General features: G+C 66.7%; 14 protein-coding genes. 10 read left to right on the forward strand and 4 right to left on the reverse strand.

Features of this window, described 5'->3' with window-relative positions:
* The first annotated feature begins 374 nt into the window (after positions 1 to 374).
* Genes AC1KAR_RS03650 through AC1KAR_RS03680 form a run of 7 tightly spaced genes read left to right on the forward strand, consistent with a single transcriptional unit; the run spans position 375 to position 10635 of the window.
* Positions 375 to 6404, forward strand: a complete 6030-nt coding sequence (locus AC1KAR_RS03650; protein ID WP_480314592.1) for a protein kinase domain-containing protein — start codon at positions 375 to 377, stop codon at positions 6402 to 6404.
* Between the two features lie 28 nt (positions 6405 to 6432).
* A complete protein-coding gene (locus AC1KAR_RS03655) occupies positions 6433 to 7161 on the forward strand; it encodes a methyl-accepting chemotaxis protein (protein WP_480314593.1) in 729 nt (242 codons plus the stop codon).
* A 5-nt stretch (positions 7162 to 7166) separates the two neighbouring features.
* On the forward strand, positions 7167 to 7766 hold the full coding sequence (locus AC1KAR_RS03660) for a hypothetical protein (protein WP_480314594.1): 600 nt from the start codon (positions 7167 to 7169) through the stop codon (positions 7764 to 7766).
* A gap of 55 nt (positions 7767 to 7821) precedes the next feature.
* Positions 7822 to 8190 carry a response regulator gene (locus tag AC1KAR_RS03665; protein ID WP_480314595.1) on the forward strand — a complete coding sequence of 123 codons (369 nt, stop codon included), beginning with the start codon at positions 7822 to 7824 and terminating at the stop codon, positions 8188 to 8190.
* Between the two features lie 18 nt (positions 8191 to 8208).
* Positions 8209 to 8802, forward strand: coding sequence for a hypothetical protein (locus tag AC1KAR_RS03670; protein ID WP_480314596.1), 594 nt, complete (start codon positions 8209 to 8211; stop codon positions 8800 to 8802).
* Positions 8803 to 8860: 58 nt separating this feature from the next.
* Complete coding sequence (locus tag AC1KAR_RS03675) at positions 8861 to 10267, forward strand: sensor domain-containing diguanylate cyclase (protein WP_480314597.1); 1407 nt, start codon at positions 8861 to 8863, stop codon at positions 10265 to 10267.
* A 2-nt stretch (positions 10268 to 10269) separates the two neighbouring features.
* Positions 10270 to 10635: a response regulator gene (locus AC1KAR_RS03680; protein WP_480314598.1), complete on the forward strand. Its 366-nt coding sequence runs from the start codon at positions 10270 to 10272 to the stop codon at positions 10633 to 10635.
* Between the two features lie 23 nt (positions 10636 to 10658).
* Here AC1KAR_RS03680 and AC1KAR_RS03685 read toward each other — a convergent pair whose 3' ends face one another.
* From AC1KAR_RS03685 to AC1KAR_RS03700, 4 genes are all read right to left on the reverse strand, one after another.
* The gene (locus tag AC1KAR_RS03685) at positions 10659 to 11165 is read right to left on the reverse strand and encodes a cupin domain-containing protein (RefSeq protein WP_480314599.1); all 507 of its coding nucleotides are present in this window, start codon (positions 11163 to 11165) and stop codon (positions 10659 to 10661) included.
* Between the two features lie 71 nt (positions 11166 to 11236).
* Positions 11237 to 13324: a flagellar biosynthesis protein FlhA gene (flhA, locus tag AC1KAR_RS03690; RefSeq protein WP_480314600.1), complete on the reverse strand. Its 2088-nt coding sequence runs from the start codon at positions 13322 to 13324 to the stop codon at positions 11237 to 11239.
* On the reverse strand, positions 13321 to 14484 hold the full coding sequence (locus AC1KAR_RS03695; protein WP_480314601.1) for an EscU/YscU/HrcU family type III secretion system export apparatus switch protein: 1164 nt from the start codon (positions 14482 to 14484) through the stop codon (positions 13321 to 13323). Before AC1KAR_RS03695 ends, flhA begins: the two co-directional genes overlap by 4 nt.
* 173 nt (positions 14485 to 14657) lie before the next feature.
* On the reverse strand, positions 14658 to 15077 hold the full coding sequence (locus AC1KAR_RS03700; protein WP_480314602.1) for a GNAT family acetyltransferase: 420 nt from the start codon (positions 15075 to 15077) through the stop codon (positions 14658 to 14660).
* Between the two features lie 110 nt (positions 15078 to 15187).
* Here AC1KAR_RS03700 and AC1KAR_RS03705 point away from each other — a divergent pair, with 110 nt between their 5' ends.
* From AC1KAR_RS03705 to map, 3 genes are all read left to right on the forward strand, one after another.
* Entirely contained in the window at positions 15188 to 15436 is a 249-nt protein-coding gene (locus tag AC1KAR_RS03705; protein ID WP_480314603.1) for a DUF6868 family protein, read from the forward strand.
* 17 nt (positions 15437 to 15453) lie between these two features.
* Positions 15454 to 15804, forward strand: a complete 351-nt coding sequence (locus AC1KAR_RS03710) for a DUF2200 domain-containing protein (protein ID WP_480314604.1) — start codon at positions 15454 to 15456, stop codon at positions 15802 to 15804.
* Between the two features lie 64 nt (positions 15805 to 15868).
* A complete protein-coding gene (map, locus tag AC1KAR_RS03715; RefSeq protein ID WP_480314605.1) occupies positions 15869 to 16615 on the forward strand; it encodes a type I methionyl aminopeptidase in 747 nt (248 codons plus the stop codon).
* Positions 16616 to 16622: the final 7 nt, after the last annotated feature.

Genomic DNA, 16622 nt, shown 5'->3' on the forward strand with positions numbered 1-16622 from the left:
GGGCCTGGCATGGCATCAAGTGTGTAAGAGGGTGTGCCTCGACGGTCGGGCGATCAGCGAGCCGAAACCCGGCCAATTGGTCGGCATGGGCTGGCAGTACGGCGTGTTCAAGGCATCGGGTCATGGGAACGGTCGCCGTGGTTGTGGCGCTGACTCATTGTTCCGGTGCGCCGAAAAAACTTGAGCGCGATGAAGGGGCGGGATCCGGGGCTTTTCCGGCTTTGAACCGCCAGGTGTGACGCCGCGCACGAAATGCGGCCTGGGCCTGGGGTTCGCCCGCACTCAATTCCGCGGGTTACGTGTCGATACAGATGCAGCTGTCCCCAGCGCGACTACCCCTGCGCCGGACCACTCCACAACAAAAGAGGTGATGTGTGACAACCCAACACGGCGCAACCCAGGCTGCTGGCGACAACACCGAGACCGTTCTCTACAACAACGACCATGCACGCGTGTCGCGCCGCGCGCTGCCCGGCGGTGGCCATGTGGTGATCAAGCAGGCCATCGGCGTGCAGGCGATCCGCCGGCTGAGCCATGAGGCAACCATGCTCGCCCGGCTGGCGCGGATCGAGGGCGTGGTGAAGCTGGCTGTGGGCGTGCCGGCCGAACCCAACACACTGGCGCTGCAAGATGAAGGCGGCGAGTCGCTGGCCGATTTCTTGCGCGGCAAGACACTGGGTGTGGCGCAGGTGCTGGCCTACGGCATCGCCGTGGCCACCACGCTGGCCAAGGTGCACAAGGCGGGCGTGATCCACAAGGACATCTGCCCGGCCAACCTGCTGATCCACCCGCAGACGCTGGCGCCCACGCTGATCGACTTCAACATCGCCGCCGAGCTGAGCGCGCAGCAGGCCGCCACCGACGAGCAGGCCGGCGGCATGGCCGGCACCTTGTCCTATATGTCGCCCGAGCAGACCGGGCGCACCGGTCGCACACCCGACCAGCGCTCCGACCTGTATTCGCTGGGCGTCACGCTGTATGAGTTGTTGACGCAACGCAAGCCCTTCGAAAGCACCGACCTGCTGGAACTGGTGCACGACCACCTGGTGCGCGTGCCTGACGCGCCCGAGACCGTGAACGCGGCCGTGCCGCCCATGCTCTCGGCCCTGGTGCTGCGCCTGCTCGAGAAGGAGCCTGACCAGCGCTACCAGAGCGCCGAAGGCCTGATCCAGGATCTGAGCCTCATCGCCGCGGGCCTGGCTGCCGGTGGCGTCGAGCCCTTCACGCTGTGCCGCTACGACTTCGGCGCGCGCCTGCAGGCGCCGGCCCATCTGATGGACATCGAGCCCCAGCGCGCCGCACTGCGCGAAGCCTTCGAGGCCGCGCGCCGTGGCGAAACGCCCATGGTGCTTCTCGAAGGCTCCACGGGTGCCGGCAAGACGGCGCTGATCGATGACTTTCGCAGTGCCATTGCGGCCCACCGCCCGTGGGTCGTCTCGGTCAAGTCGACCGCCGAACTGCAACGCAGCGAGGGCAGCGGGCAAGACACGCTGCAAGCCCTGGGGCGCCAGCTGCTGGCCCTGCCCGAAGAGCAACTCGCGGTCTACCGCGCCCGCATCCTGAAAGGCCTGGAAGGGCACTTGGGCGTGGGCCCCTCGCTGCTGCCCGAATACCAGATGCTGCTGGGTGAGCACCCTGCCGTCGAGCTGGCCCCCGAGGAAGCGGGCAAGCGCGTGGCCCTCGCCACGCTCGCGCTGCTGCGCTGCATTGCCAGCCCAGAGCGCCCGCTGGTGCTGATCTATGACGACGTGCACTGGGCGCCCGCGCTGTCGCTCAAGTCGCTCGACTCCAGCTTCATGGGCAAGCAGGCGGTCGCCAGCATGATGCTGCTGTGCAGCGTCAACACCGACGCCATGGCCGCCGACACCGAGCTGGCCACCCGCATCGCGCGCTGGAAGACCGGCCCGCGCACGCGAGCGGCGCTGGCACTGGCGCCGCTCAGCCCGGCGTCGTCGGGCGAGTTCGTGGCCGGCATCCTGCGCCTGCCGCAGGCCGAGGCCCGGCTTCTCGCCGACGCGCTGGCACTGCGCGCCCACCACAACCCCGGCCGCAGCCTCGCGCTGCTCAACGCCCTGCGCGACGACGGCGTGCTGGTACAGCACCTGGGCGAGTGGCGCTGGAGCGCCGACGCCTTGCGCCGCTACGCCGGCCAGGCGAGCCCGGCCGAGTTGGCGCAGCGCATCGCCAGCCTGCCCCAAGACAGCATCGCCTTGCTGCAGGCCGTGGCCTGCCTGGGCGGGTTGCGCTCTGCGGCCACGCTGGGCGCTGCCACCGGCTGGCGCGATGCCGGCCTGAAGAAGCGCGCCGCACCCGCCATCGACGAAGGTCTGGTGCTGCAAGGCGACGACGGCCTGCAATGCGCCAACGAGCGCGTGAGCCGCGCTGCCCTCGCGTCCATGAGCCCCGACGCGTGCGCGGCCCTGCACCTGTCGCTCGCCCGCAAGCTGTCGGCGAGCAAGAAGGTGGAGTTCGAGAGCCTCGCAACCGAGCAATACCTGCTCGCGCAAGACGCCCTCGGCGACGAATCCGAGCGGCGCCACGCAGCCGCCCTGATGGAAGCCGCGGCCAAGCAACTGCGCCTGAGCAACCCACCCGCCGCCGAGCGCTACCTTGCCGCCACCATCAAGGCGCTGGCCCCGGTGAGTGGTGCGAACGATGCCGAGCACCTGCTCGCGCTCAAGATCGACCACCACCGCGCGCTCTTCGAGCAAGGCCGCCTCGCCGACTGCGATGCCTTGTACGAAGACCTGCAGGCGAGCGTCACCGACCCGACCCCGCTGCTCGAAGCCACGCGCGTCCAGATCTACAGCCTGATGAACCGCCGCCGCATGGGCGACGGCATGAACCTCGGCCTGGGCGTGATCGACCGCCTCGGCCTGAGCAAACCCGAGAACGTGTTGCCCGCCCTCGGCGAAGGCTTCAAGCGCGTGACCATCTGGTACCGCGGCGAGGCCAAGGAACGCGAGATCAGCGAGCTGGCCGAGATCGCCGACCCGCGCCTGGTGGCCCTGACGCGGATGCTGCCGGAGACCACCAACCCGGCCTACTTCGTCGATCTCACCACCTGGGCATGGCTGACCCTCGAATGCCACCGCATGTGGGTCGAGTACGGCCCCTCGCCGCGCCTGATGAGTTCGCTCGGCGCGATCCAGATGATGATGGTCGGCACACCGCAGGACTACCGCGGCGCCTACACCATCGGTCGCCATCTGCTGAAGGTGGGCGAGGCCCGCGGCTACGAGCCCTCGACCTCGTTCGTGCGCGCGCTCTTTGGCATCTCGGCCGCGCACTGGGTCGACCCGATCGAATCGGTCGTCGACACTTTCTTGCGTGCCCGCGCCGACCTGCGCGCACAGGGCGACGAATCCTTCATCGCCTACACCCATGTGGTGGTCGATCCGATGATCGACTGCAAGCCCACGCTGGAGCCGGCGTGGAAGGACCTGGAAGAAGGCCTTGAGATGGCCGAGCGCACCAAGAACATCGAGTTCGAACAGCGCTACCTCCCGCGCCGCCAATTCATCAGGACACTGCGCGGGCAGACCGAGAAGCCCGGCCACTTCACCTGCGAGCTCTTCGATGAAGACGCTTACGTGGAGAAGCTGAAGGCCGACCCGACCAGCGCGACGGCCGCCACCTACCGTGCCTTCCGCGCCATGAGCGCGGCCATCTTCGGCGACATGCCCACGATGGCTGGCAACGTGGCCGCCGCCATGGCGCTGTCAGCGCGCCTGCCTGGCTACTACATCACGGGCATGCTGCGTGCGCTGCAATGCCTGGCGCTGGCCGACAAGGCCCGCAAGCTGTCGGCCGACGAACGCGCCCCGGTGCTGGAAGAGTTCGACAAGCACTTCGCCTGGCTGGCCGCCCGCGCCGCCGATGCGCCCGACAACTTTTTGCACCTGCAACGCTGGATCGAGGCCGAACGCGCCTGGGCCGCCGACACGGTGTGGGCCGCGGGCGCCGCCTTCGACGCCGCCGTGAAAGAGTCGACCCTGCACGCGCGCCCTTGGCACACCGCCATCATTCACGAACGCGCCGCGCTCTTCCTGCTCGCCCAAGGCATGGAAGAAGCCGCCCGCCCGCTGCTCGCCCACGCCTCGGAGACCTACGAAGCCTGGGGTGCCTCGGCCAAGGTGAAGGAACTGCGCCGCCAGCACGCTTTCCTGCGCGCCACCAGCAAGCTCGGCAAGGGCGGCGGCGGCACGCAAAGCACCGTGGTCGACACCGAGATGGTCGACATGATGGGTGTGCTGCGCGCCTCGCAGGCGCTGAGCTCCGAGACCAGCCTCTCGCGCCTCACCGCGCAGGTGGGCAAGGTGCTGGGCGCCATCACCGGCGCCACCGGCGTCTACCTGGTGGTGCGCCCCGAAGAAGGCAGCCATGCCTGGGTGATGGCCAGCTCGCTTGGCGAAGGCCTGGACGCCGTCACGGTGGAGCAGGCTGGCACCGACGGCCTGCTGCCGCTGTCTGCCTTCCGCTATGCCGAGCGCACCAAGGAAGTTCTGGTCATCGACGACGCCCCGAGCGACGACCGCTTCGCCAACGACCCGTATGTGGAGAAGTTCGCGCAGTGCTCGCTGGTGCTCGCCCCGATCCTGAAGCAAGGCAACCTGAACGCCATGCTGGTGCTTGAGAACCACCAGCGCCGCGCGGCCTTCAGCGCGGAGCGGCTCAATTCGGTGTCGATGATCGCCGGGCAGCTGGCCGTGTCGCTCGACAACGCGCTGCTCTACGCCTCGCTCGAAAAGCGCGTGGCCGAGCGCACCGCGCAGCTGCGCCAGAAGACCAACGACATCAACGCCATGCTGCAGAACATGCCACAGGGCGTGCTCACGGTGGTCAACGGCGGCGCCATCCACCCCGAATACTCGGCGTACCTGGAGACCATTCTCGAGACCAGCGACATCGCCGACCGGCATGTCATGGAGCGGGTGTTCGGCCAGAGCAGCCTGGGCGCCGATGCGCTCTCGCAGCTCGACGCCACCATCGCTTCGGTGATCGGCGAAGACGCGATGAACTTCGAGTTCAACTCGCACCTGCTCGCCACCGAGTTCGACATGACGCTCGCCGACGGCCGCGTGAAGTCGCTCGCACTGAGCTGGTCGCCCATCACCAACGACGAGGCCGGCACGGTCGAGAAGCTCATGCTGTGCGTACGCGACGTGACCGAACTCAAGCGCCTGGAGGCCGAGGCCACCACCCGCAAGCGCGAGCTGCAGTTGATCGGCGAAGTGCTCGCCGTGACGCAAGAGAAGTTCCACGAGTTCATCGACGGCTCGCGCGCCTTCGTCGACGAGAACCAGCGCCTGATCGAGGCGGCCCCGGTGCGCGACCTGGAGACGGTGAACCTGCTGTTTCGCAACATGCACACCATCAAGGGCAACGCCCGCACCTACGGCCTGCTGGGCCTGACCAACCAGGTGCACGTGGCCGAACAACGCTACGACACGCTGCGCAAGGACGAGGCCACCGAGTGGCAACCCGATGCCCTGCTGGCCGAGCTGGCCGAAGTGCGCACGCTGCTCGACACCTACTCGCACGTGAACGACACGGTGCTCGGCCGCAAGGGCCCGGGCCGCCGCGCGAGCGTCGACAAGTACCTGATGGTCGAGCGCGACACGCTGCGCCAGGCGGTGCAGATGCTGATGTCGGTCGACCGTGAAGACACCACCGCCATGCGCGACACGCTGGGCCGCGTGGGCTCCGCGCTGCACATGATCGGCACGCAGCCGCTCGGTGAGATCCTGGCCGGCCCGCTGGAGTCGCTGCCCTCGCTGGCCCGAGAGCTGGGCAAGGAGGCGCCGCAGATTCGCATCGAAGACCACGGCATTGCAATTCGCACGCAAGCCGCCGGCCTCTTGAAGAACCTCTTCACCCACCTGCTGCGCAACTCGGTCGATCACGGCCTCGAAGCGGCCGAGGACCGACAGGCTGCCAACAAGCCGGCCGCCGGGCAGATCGGCATGCAGCTCTCGGTGGACGACGGCAAGCTGTGGATCCGCTTGCGCGACGACGGGCGCGGCCTGGCGGTCGCCAAGATCCGCCAGCGCGCAGCCGACCAGAACCTGCTGACGCGCGGCGCGAGAACCAGCGACGACGAGGTGGCGCAACTCATCTTCCGCTCAGGTTTCTCGACTGCGGAGCAGGTGACCGAGATCTCCGGCCGCGGCGTGGGCATGGACGCGGTGCGCGGCTTCCTGGAGAAGGAAGGCGGCAGCATCGCCATCCGCTTCCTCGACGACCGCGAAGACGCGGACTTCCGCGCCTTCGAAACCGTGATCGCGCTGCCCGACAAGTACGCCGCCTCGCTCAGCGCCGCGATGTCGTTCGATGCGCTACGCGCACGCCTGCAATCCGGCCAGGGTCACCCCGACTACAGCCTGGGCAGCGGCGGCCGATAGAACTGCGTAGAACCCGAGAAATCAGCCCATGATCTCCACCCTCTCCTTCATCGCCATCGGTGTGCTCGCCGGCGTGCTCGGCACGCTGTGGTGGGCGCACAGGCGCACCGCGACCGCCGTGGCCCAGGCCCGGCAGGCCGCCACGAGCGAGGTCGAGCGCCATGCCCAGGCCAGCATCGCCGAGTTGCAGTCCCAGATCGACGCGCTGCACGAGGCGGCCGAGCGTGAGCGCGCCGGCCTGCAAGCCCAGGCCCATGAGCAGCAGCGCGCGCACGAGCAGATGCTCAACCGCGCCACGCATGGCGTGAAGGCCCTGCGCAACCAGGCGCAAAGCGGCTACACCCAACTCGGCGCGACCATCGACAAGCTGCTCGGCCTGATCGTCACCTTCGAACGCTGGAACGGCGAGCTCGACCAGCTGCTGCGCCACAACCGCGAGATGCACGACAAGAATGACGAGTTCGCGCAGATCGTCAACCAGGTGATCATCGTGGCGCTCAACGCCTCGATCGAAGCCGCTCGCGCCGGCGAGCAGGGCCGCGGCTTCGCGGTGGTGGCCTCCGAGGTGCGCGCACTTGCCACGCGGGCCGACAAGCTCAGCAAGGACTACCGCAGCAACCTCTACAAGAACGACCTCATCACCGGAGCCACGTTCCAGGACCTGCAGGCCGGCGGCAAGATGATCGCCGGCGCCCTGGCCGAACTGCGCCTGCTCAACGGCAAGGCTCGCCAGTCGGTGATGGCCGAGGCCGCATGAGAGCCATGAGAGCCGTCGCCCACGCCCAGGTAAGCGAGCGCGCCAGCGCCGGCTTCGACCATTTCATCGCGCAGGCGGTGAAGGGCTCGCTGGCCGGCAGCAGCGCCAGCAGCGCCAGCAGCTTCAGCGTGCAGCCCAGCGACACGGCTGTCGCGGTGGGGCGTGCACCGGCCGAGGTGGTGATGCTCACCATCTCGTCGTACATGTTCCGGGTGCTGCTGCTGGTGCACTGCGACCGCAGCCCTGCCATGCGCGCCCACCTCGCATCGCTCGCGCATGTGGACCCGAGCGCAATCGACGACGCCCGCTTCACCGACGAGTTGCTGGAGCACGGCAACCTGTGCTGCGGCGCGCTCAATCGCGATCTGTCGCAACACTTTCCGCACATCGGCATGTCCACGCCCTGCGTGCTCGAACACGGTTCGGTGGACCACCTCACGGCGGTCCACCCAACCTTGCTGCGGCACTACCACGCCGATCTGGGCGATGGCGTGGGCATGGGGCTGAGCCTCGCCGTGTGCGCGTTCGAGGACCTGGACTTCCCATTCGACCCTGCCAGCGCCGCAGCGGAGGAAGACACCGCCGGCGAACTCGAAATGTTCTGAACCTGCATCCACCCACCTCTCACCCAGCTATCACCCACTATCAAGAGATCAAAACATGGCTCAAATCCTGGTTGTCGACGACTCGAGCACCGTGCGTGTCGAAGTGAGCGACTTTCTCAAGAAGAACGGCCTGGCCGTCGAGACCGCGATCGACGGGCGCGACGGCCTGAGCAAGCTCAAGGGTGACCCTCAGATCAAGCTGATCGTGAGCGACGTCAACATGCCCAACATGGACGGCCTGACGATGGCCGAGAAGATCCGCGGCGAGCTCAACAACGCGGCCGTCAACATCGTGATGCTGACCACCGAGAACTCGCCCATCATGAAAGAGCGCGGCAAGGCTGCCGGCATCAAGGGCTGGATCGTCAAGCCCTTCAAGGGCGACGCCGTGCTGGCCACCTTCAAGAAGCTCGCCGGAGCCTGATCGACCATGAACGCGCCGATGCCCCACCCCACCCTGGCCGGCCCGCACCCCACGGTGCAGCAGCTCGGCTCCTTGCTGCGGGAAGCATCGCGCCTGCAGGCCGCTCAGTACTTCGACGATGAAAGCGTCACCCTCGCCGAACCCGAAGACGGCCTGCGCCTGGGCCAGGTGCTGCGCCGCTACATGTCGATGGTGATCCTGAACAGCCACGACCTGCGCATCGCGCTCAAGCTGCACTTCGACCTGGAGCACATGCAGAAGTACCGCGAGGCCAGCGGCGCGAGCGGCCACGACCTCGAACCGGCGCAGGTGATCGACTACCTCAAGGAATTGAGCAACCAGGTCGGCGGGCGGCTGTGCCGCGCCTTCGATGCCAGGCAGCTGCCCATGGGCATGAGCGTGCCGCTGTGCACCCGCGGCATCTACGAGATCTACGCCGACTACAGCGAGCGCAACGGGGCGGTGATCAAGGGTGGCGACGTGTGGCGCCTGAGCGGCAGCTTCGGCACGCTCTACTGCAGCTGCTACTGCGAGGTGCCCCCGGGCGCCGACTACACCGCCGTGAGCTGCGAAGACGACACCGCCGACGCGGGCGAACTGGATTTCTTATGAGCGCGCCCGGCCGCTCCCTCGCATTCATGCCGCGGCACACCGCGCGGGGGGCTCGCGCATGAGCGCCAAGAACGAACTGCTGGCGTCGCAACGCATCCTCTCGATGCTCGAGGGCGCCTGCGAGCACAGCGAACAGGTGCTCGACAACGTGCCGAGCGTGTTCGTGGTGATCAACCAGGACAACCGCATCATCCGCAGCAACCGCCTGTTCTGCGACCTCGTGGGTGCGAGCATGGGTGGGGTGCTGCACCTCGATTTCGCCTCGTTCTTCAGCGACGAGAGCCGCGCGATGCTGCTGCATCACTTCAACGAACTGCGCGCCAACACCGACCCGCGGGCCCAGGCCAATGCCAAGCTGGAGATCCTGTGCGAGGGCGAAGGCGGCGCCAGCCGCCCGTTCTTCTGGCGCATGCAGCGCATGGAAACCCCGGGCAGCGCCGAAGGCGCAGTGATCTCGGTGATCGGCAGCGATCTCTCCGAGCTGTATCAGTCGGAGCTCAAGCTCATGAGCATCTTCTCGAGCATCCCGCTCGGGCTGCTGCTGATTGCCCCTGACGGCACGGTGATGGAGGTGCTGTCGGAGTACTGCGCCGTGCTGCTCAACCAGAAGGAGCTGAACGGCTGGTCGTTGCGTGCGCTGCTCCAGCGTGACAACGAAGGCCGCCTGCGCGAGATTGACGGCGTGTTCGAGCGCCTGCGCGGCCACGCGCATCGCCCGGCACTCGAGTTCCAGGAGCTAGCGCCCCACTCCGACCAGATCGATCGCCTGTGCATCCAGCAGAACGGCGGCAGCCCGCGCTGGCTGCGCGTTCGCTTCCAGCCCATCGTGCGCAACCAGGTGATCGACTACTACCTCGCGGTGCTCGAAGACATCACCGCGAGCCAGCAGGCGCAAAGCGAGATCGAGAAGGCCGCGATGCTCGGCCGCCAGGCCAAGGCCATGTACGAGAGCGCCATCCGCGACCCACTGTCGGGCCTGTACACGCGCCTGTTCATGACCGACAGCGTCAGCCCGCTGATCGCATCGGCCAAGCGTGGCCACCTGATGGAGCTCGCGGTGGTGATGCTCGACATCGACCACTTCAAGAAGATCAACGACACCTACGGGCACGACGCCGGCGACACCGTGATCCGTGCCGTCGGCCAGGTGATCAAGTCGTGCGTGCGGGCCACCGACATCCCCATCCGCTTCGGTGGCGAGGAGTTCGTTCTCGCCCTGCCCAACAGCGACGCGGCCGGGCCCGGCGGCGCGGTGGTGGCAGAGCGCATCCGCGCGCATCTGGAGGCGCACCCGATCGACATCGGAGGCGGCCAGCGCGTGCATGTGACCACCAGCTGCGGCGTAGCCTTCTGCCAGAACATCGACACGCTGGATTCACTCATCCAGCGCGCGGACAAGTACCTGTATCAAGCCAAGCACAGCGGCCGCAACCGCGTGTGCGTGCAACCCAACTCCGGAGCCTGACCATGCCACGCATTCTTGTGGTTGACGATGCACACGCCATCCGCAGCGCCTTGCGCAACCTGCTCACCCAGCACGGCTACGAGGTCTTCGAGGCCGAGAACGGCGAGAAGGCGCTCGAAGCCATCACCCAGCAGCCGGTGGACTTGGTGATCTCCGACCTCAACATGCCCGGCATGGATGGCCTCACCATGTGCGGCCACTTCAAGCAGCAAGGCATCACGGTGCCGATCTTCATGCTGACCACGCAATCCAGCCCCGAGCTGAAGGCACGTGGCAAGGACAGCGGCGTGGTGGCCTGGATCGTCAAGCCGCACAAGGATGAGATCCTGCTCAAGGGCATTCAGAAGGTGTTGAACCTCCCGGCTTGAGCTGCAAACGCGAGGCGGGAAGCTCAATCCCGGCCCGACGGTGGCTCGTTGCTCTCCCGGTCGTAGTAGTCGACCGTGTCTTCGGAGGAGAACATCTTCCACAAGCCATGCTCACCGCGTCGACCTGCACTGATCATGATCTTGTTGGAGTCCGGGTACTCGCAGGTCTCGATCTCCACCACGTTGGAGACGGCCAGGTACCGCAATGGCTCCGTTCCGGTGTTGATGATCTGGTGCGCCACCTCCGGCCCGCCCGTCGGGCAGGCGATGACGTCGTGCTTGCGGATCGGGTAGCGGTCGGCACCGAAGCGCAGCTCCCCCTGCCCTTCGAGGATGAGGAACATCTCCTCTTCGCCATGGTGGTTGTGAAAGGGGCACTGCGCCTTGCCGGGAGGCAGCACCGTCAGGTTGTAGCCGAGCTTGCTGGCACCGATTCCATCGCTGAACTGAGCACGCTTGGACGTGAAGTAGCCGTTCTCCTCGATGTCGGTGAACTCCACTTCGTCGAGGTTGGCGATGGGCTTGGGCATGGTTGGCTTCCTGAGTGTTGGCGCGCGAGGCGACAGCGTAGACCATCTGCCCAGGACGAGCGAGCAGCGCTTCAGCCCTGAGCGCCAATGATCGAGCCGATGCGGATCGAGTGCGTCTCGGGGATCTCGCTGTGGCCCAGCACGCGCAGGCGCGGCGCGGCGCGCTTGAGCAGGCGGGCCATGGGCGCGCGGATCATGTCGGGCACCAGAAGGCAGGCCGGGTGGCCGAGGTCTTCCTGGCGCTTAGCGCTTTCTGCGGCGCTGCGCGTGAGGGTGTCGGCCACGCCAGGGTCGAGCGCGGCGCCGTGCGGTGAGTTGAGCGCCTGCGTGACAAGCCGCTCCAGTTCGGGTTCGAGCGCGATCACTTCGAGCTCCTGCGTGGGGCCATAAATCTGCTGCACGATCGCGGGGGCGATGTGGATGCGGATGCGGCGTGCCAGCTCGGCCGGGTCGCTCACGGTGGTCGAGTGCTCGGCCAGGCACTCCACGATGCTGCGCATGTCGCGGATGTGCACGCCCTCTTCGAGCAGAAGCTGCAACACCTTTTGCAACGCCGGGATGCTCACCATCTTGGGCACCACGTCTTCGATCATCTTCGGGGCCAGCTTGGTCACGTGCTCGACCAGTTGCTGCACCTCCACCCGGCCCAGCAGGCGCGCAGCGTGCATCTGCATCAGGTGCGACAGGTGGGTGGCGATCACGGTGGAGCAATCGACCACCGTGAAGCCGCTCATCTGCGCGGATTCGCGCTGCCGCTCCTCGATCCACACCGCCGGCAGGCCGAAGGCGGGGTCGGTGGTCTGGGCGCCGATCAGCTTGGTGGTGGCACCACCCGGGTTGATCGCCAGCAGCATGCCGGGGAAGGCTTCGCCCTCGCCCACCACGGCACCGCGCAGCGTGAGGCGGTACATGCTGGGCTTGAGTTCGAGGTTGTCGCGGATGTGCACCGGCGGCGGCAGGAAGCCCACGTCTTGCGCGAACTTGCGGCGCACGCCCTTGATGCGCTGGAGCAGGTCGCCCTGGCGCGCCTTGTCCACCAGCGCGATCAGGCGGTAGCCCACTTCCAGGCCCAGCGTGTCCACGGGCTGCAGGTCGTCCCAGGTGGCTTCGGCGTTCGGCTCGGGTGCGGCCACGGGTGCGGGTGGGGCAAGCTTGGCGCGCTGATTGCGCTTGTGCATCGCCCACGCACCGTAGCCCAACCCGCCCGAGATCATCAGGAATACCAGGTGCGGCATGCCCGGGATCAGGCCGAGCATGCCGATCACACCCGAGGTGATGGCCAGCGTGCGCGGCGAGTTGAACACCTGGTTGCCGATCTGCGTGCCGACGTCTTCTTCCTTGCCGACGCGCGAGACCACCATCGCCGCCGCCACCGAGATCAGCAGCGCCGGCACCTGCGCCACCAGCGCGTCGCCGATCGCCAGCAGGATGTAGCTGTTGGCCGCCTGCCCGGCCGACAGGCTGTGCTGCGCCACGCCGATGACGAAGCCGCCGATGATGTTGATGAAGAGGATCAGCAGGCCCGCGACCGCATCGCCGCGCACGAACTTGCTCGCGCCGTCCATGGAGCCGAAGAACTCGGCCTCGGCACCCACCTCGGCGCGGCGGCGCTTGGCTTCCTTGTCGTCGATGAGGCCGGTGTTCAGGTCGGCATCGATGGCCATCTGCTTTCCCGGCATGGCGTCGAGCGTGAAACGCGCCGCTACTTCGGCAATGCGCTCGGCACCCTTGGTGACCACCACGAAGTTGATGACCACCAGAATGGCGAAAACGATCAGGCCGACCGCGAAGTTGCCACCAATCAGGAAGTGCCCGAACGACTCGATCACCTTGCCCGCCGCGCCCGGGCCGGTGTGGCCCTCCATGAGCACCACGCGCGTAGAGGCGATGTTGAGCGACAGGCGCATCAGCGTGGAGAGCAGGATCACCGTCGGGAAGGCCGAGAAATCGAGCGGCCGCACCATGTAGGCCGCCACCACCATCACCATCAGCGCGATGGCGATGTTCACGGTGAAGAGCATGTCGAGCGCGAACGACGGCAGCGGCAGCACCATCATCGCAAGCACGAGGATGATGAACACCGGCGCCATCAGCGCCTTCATCGCGCCAGCGTGCTGCGGGCCCAGCCACGACTGGATCTGTTTCATGAAGCCGTTCATTCGAGCACCTCGTCAGGCACGAAGCCTGGCTTGTTGTGCGGGTCCAGCTCGGGCGGCACGAAGAGCTCGGGCAACTCGCCCGGCATCGCCACGCGGCCACTCATGGCCGCGCGCAGCTGGTACACGTAGGCGAGCACCTGGGCCACGGCCGAGAACAGCGCGGCCGGGATCTCGCGGTCGAGTTCGGCGTGGGCGTAGAGCGCACGCGCGAGCACCGGCGCCTGCAGCACCGGCACTTGTGAATCCTTGGCGATGTCGCGGATCTTCATCGCGATCAGGTCGGCACCCTTGGCCACCACGCGCGGCGCGCCCATCTTCACTTCGTCGTACTTGAGCGCCACGGCATAGTGGGTCGGGTTCATCACCACCAGATCGGCGTTCGGGATGGCGGCGAGCATGCGCTTGTTGCTCATCTCGCGGGCACGGGCGCGCTGCTTGGACTTGACCTCCGCATTGCCTTCCATTTCCTTGTGCTCTTGCTTCACTTCCTGGTGGCTCATCTTGAGCTTCGAGGCGTGCATGTGCTTCTGCAAGGGCAGATCGATCGTGGCGAACGCGGCCAGGGCCAGCAGCAGGAGCAGCAAGCCGCCGACGATCGCGCTGCCCGCGTGCGACAGCGCCGCAGGCAAGGCCATCGCCAGCGAGCCGCCAAAGGTCTCGATGTTGGCGCGCAGGTAGAACCCGCCGATGGCAAACAGCACGAGCGCGAGCAGCGAGGCCTTCAGCGCATCCACCAGCTGCTGCTTGGACAACAGCCTCGGCAGGCCGGCAATCGGGTTGAGCTTCTCGAAACTCGGCATCAGCGGCTTGAGCGACCACACCCAGCCCCCGGCGGCGATCGCCATGGCCAAGGCCACAAGCGCCATCAACACGCCCAGCGGCACGACGATCCACATCATCTGCACCACCAGCTCCGAGAGGCGCTCGGTCATGAAACCGGGGTCCTGCACCGAGGCCGCGTTGAACCGCAGCCCGCGCGAGAGCAACCCGGCCGACCAGTGTGAAATCTGCGGTGCCAAGGCCACCAGCAAGGCGCCGCCCACCGCGATGGCCGCGAAGTGCCCGAGATCGCGCGAGCGGACGACCTGGCCCTCTTTGCGGGCCTTGTCGAGCTTTCGCTGCGAGGCAGGTAAGTTGCGGTCTTGGTCGGAGGCGGCCATGGAGGAAGGTTCTGGGCTTCCTCCCATTGTTCGCGGCGCCGGCGCGAACTTGAGCCGGATTAGAGGGGGATCAAGGGGTCAGTTCATGGCCTCGGGAGCGGGGCCTGGCCTGCGGGCGAGCTCAGCTACCTGCCTGCCGGTCAAAGCGTGAAATCGTTCGCAGCCTGCGCGGGTCAGGTGTCGGAAATGAGCCGCTTGCCAAGAGGTACGGCTTCATCGGCCGCGTAGCCCAGGCGGCGGTAGAACGCGAGAACGGGTTCGTTGGTCGCTCTGACCAACAGGTTGACCTTGGGGCAGCCCGCGGCGGTGAACTTCTCTTCGACCAACTTCATCAGGGTGGCACCGTAGCCACGCCCGCGCATCTCGGGCGCCACGGCCAGGTAGTTGACCCAACCCCGGTGCCCCTCGAACCCCGCCATCACCGAGGCAACGACCATCCCGTCGGTTTCACCCACAAAGAAGAGTTCGCGTTGAACCGTGAGTTTGCGGGCAATGTCCTTGTGCGGGTCGTTCCATGGGCGGGTGAGGCCGCAGATGTGCCAGAGCGCCACCACGGCTTCTTCGTCGGACTCGCGGTAGGTTCTGATCTGCATCGGGTAATCGGGGAGTTGCAAGCCATGCGAGATTAGCAGCCGGTCCGTCAAGGAATGGCCTCGACCTTGAACTCGAAGCCGCCGCAGAATCGGCCCTGAGGAGAACGCCCATGGACCTGCCCACACTCTGCCGCTTCCTGCTCTGGTGCCTGGCATTCAACTACGCGCTTCTGTTCGTCTGGTTCTTCGCCTTCGTCTTCGCCCGCTCCTCGATCAAGCGCCTTCACGGGCGATGGTTCGCGCTGTCGGATGGCGCCTTCGCCGCCGTGCACTATGGCGGCATGGCCTTGCTCAAGATTCTGATACTGGTGTTCAACCTGGCACCGCTGTTCGCGCTCTGGATGATGCAAGGCCGTTGATCACCGCAGGAGTACCGATGCGACACGAAAAGCTCTTCGCCATGAAGTTCTCGGCCCTGTACCCGTTCTACGTCAAGAAGGCGCAGTCGAAGGGGCGCTCGCAAGAAGAAGTCGATCAAGTCATCTGCTGGCTGACGGGCTACAGCGAGGGCGGGCTGCGCGATCAGCTGGCGAGCGCCAACGATGTGGAAGCATTCTTCGCGCAGGCGCCCGAAATGAACCCGAACACCTCGCTGATCAAGGGGGTGGTCTGCGGTGTGCGGGTCGAAGAGGTGGAGCACCCGCTCATGCGCAAGATCCGTTACCTGGACAAACTCGTCGACGAACTCGCCAAGGGCAAGGCGATGGACAAGATACTTCGGGTTTAACCCGCAACCCACACCGCGATTCGATGCCGGCCGCGTCGAACACTTCACCCCTCCGAGGACCCACATGACCATCGAATCCCAAGACGACATCGACGCCCTCAAGCGGATCGGCCGCATTGTTTCGTTCACCCTTCAGCAGATGCTCGACGCCGCACGGCCCGGCATGCACACGGCCGAGCTCGACGAGATCGGCGAACGCCTGCTGGCCGAGCATGGCGCCCAGCCGGCACCGCGGCTGGCCTACAACTTCCCGGGCGCCACCTGCATCAGCATCAACGAAGAGGCGGCGCACGGGATTCCGGGCGACCGCGTCATCCAGGCGGGCGACGTGCTGAACGTCGACGTCTCGGCCGAACTGGGCGGCTACTTCGCAGACACCGGCGGCACGGTCGTCGTGCCACCGGGCAATGCGCAGAAGACCCGCCTGTGCCACGCCACACGCGCCGCACTCGCTGAAGCCATGAAGGGCGCGCGTGCCGGGCAACCCATCAACCGGATCGGCGCGGCGATTGAACGCACCGCCAAGGCCTATGGCTTCAAGGTGATCGAGAACCTGGGCAGCCACGGCGTGGGCCGCTCGCTGCATGAGGCACCCGAGCACATCCCCGGCTACTTCGATCCGGCCGACAAGCGCCTTCTTCACGAAGGCATGGTCATCACGATCGAGCCCTTCCTGTCGACCAAGAGCCGCATCGTGACGGAAACATCCGACGGCTGGACCCTGGTTGGTGCCGACGGCAATCTCTCTGCCCAGTACGAGCACACGATGATCATCACCAAGGGTGCGCCGATCGTCGTCACGCAGCATTGATGCGCCG

This window comes from Piscinibacter sp. PDB1-1 (genome assembly GCF_056675995.1).

Coding starts and splice junctions, on each gene's coding strand:
- AC1KAR_RS03655 (WP_480314593.1), top strand. CDS start 6,433: ATGATCTCCACCCTCTCCTTCATCGCCATCGGTGTGCTCGCCGGCGTG.
- AC1KAR_RS03660 (WP_480314594.1), top strand. CDS start 7,167: ATGAGAGCCGTCGCCCACGCCCAGGTAAGCGAGCGCGCCAGCGCCGGC.
- AC1KAR_RS03665 (WP_480314595.1), top strand. CDS start 7,822: ATGGCTCAAATCCTGGTTGTCGACGACTCGAGCACCGTGCGTGTCGAA.
- AC1KAR_RS03670 (WP_480314596.1), top strand. CDS start 8,209: ATGCCCCACCCCACCCTGGCCGGCCCGCACCCCACGGTGCAGCAGCTC.
- AC1KAR_RS03675 (WP_480314597.1), top strand. CDS start 8,861: ATGAGCGCCAAGAACGAACTGCTGGCGTCGCAACGCATCCTCTCGATG.
- AC1KAR_RS03680 (WP_480314598.1), top strand. CDS start 10,270: ATGCCACGCATTCTTGTGGTTGACGATGCACACGCCATCCGCAGCGCC.
- AC1KAR_RS03685 (WP_480314599.1), bottom strand. CDS start 11,165: ATGCCCAAGCCCATCGCCAACCTCGACGAAGTGGAGTTCACCGACATC.
- flhA (WP_480314600.1), bottom strand. CDS start 13,324: ATGAACGGCTTCATGAAACAGATCCAGTCGTGGCTGGGCCCGCAGCAC.
- AC1KAR_RS03695 (WP_480314601.1), bottom strand. CDS start 14,484: ATGGCCGCCTCCGACCAAGACCGCAACTTACCTGCCTCGCAGCGAAAG.
- AC1KAR_RS03700 (WP_480314602.1), bottom strand. CDS start 15,077: ATGCAGATCAGAACCTACCGCGAGTCCGACGAAGAAGCCGTGGTGGCG.
- AC1KAR_RS03705 (WP_480314603.1), top strand. CDS start 15,188: ATGGACCTGCCCACACTCTGCCGCTTCCTGCTCTGGTGCCTGGCATTC.
- AC1KAR_RS03710 (WP_480314604.1), top strand. CDS start 15,454: ATGCGACACGAAAAGCTCTTCGCCATGAAGTTCTCGGCCCTGTACCCG.
- map (WP_480314605.1), top strand. CDS start 15,869: ATGACCATCGAATCCCAAGACGACATCGACGCCCTCAAGCGGATCGGC.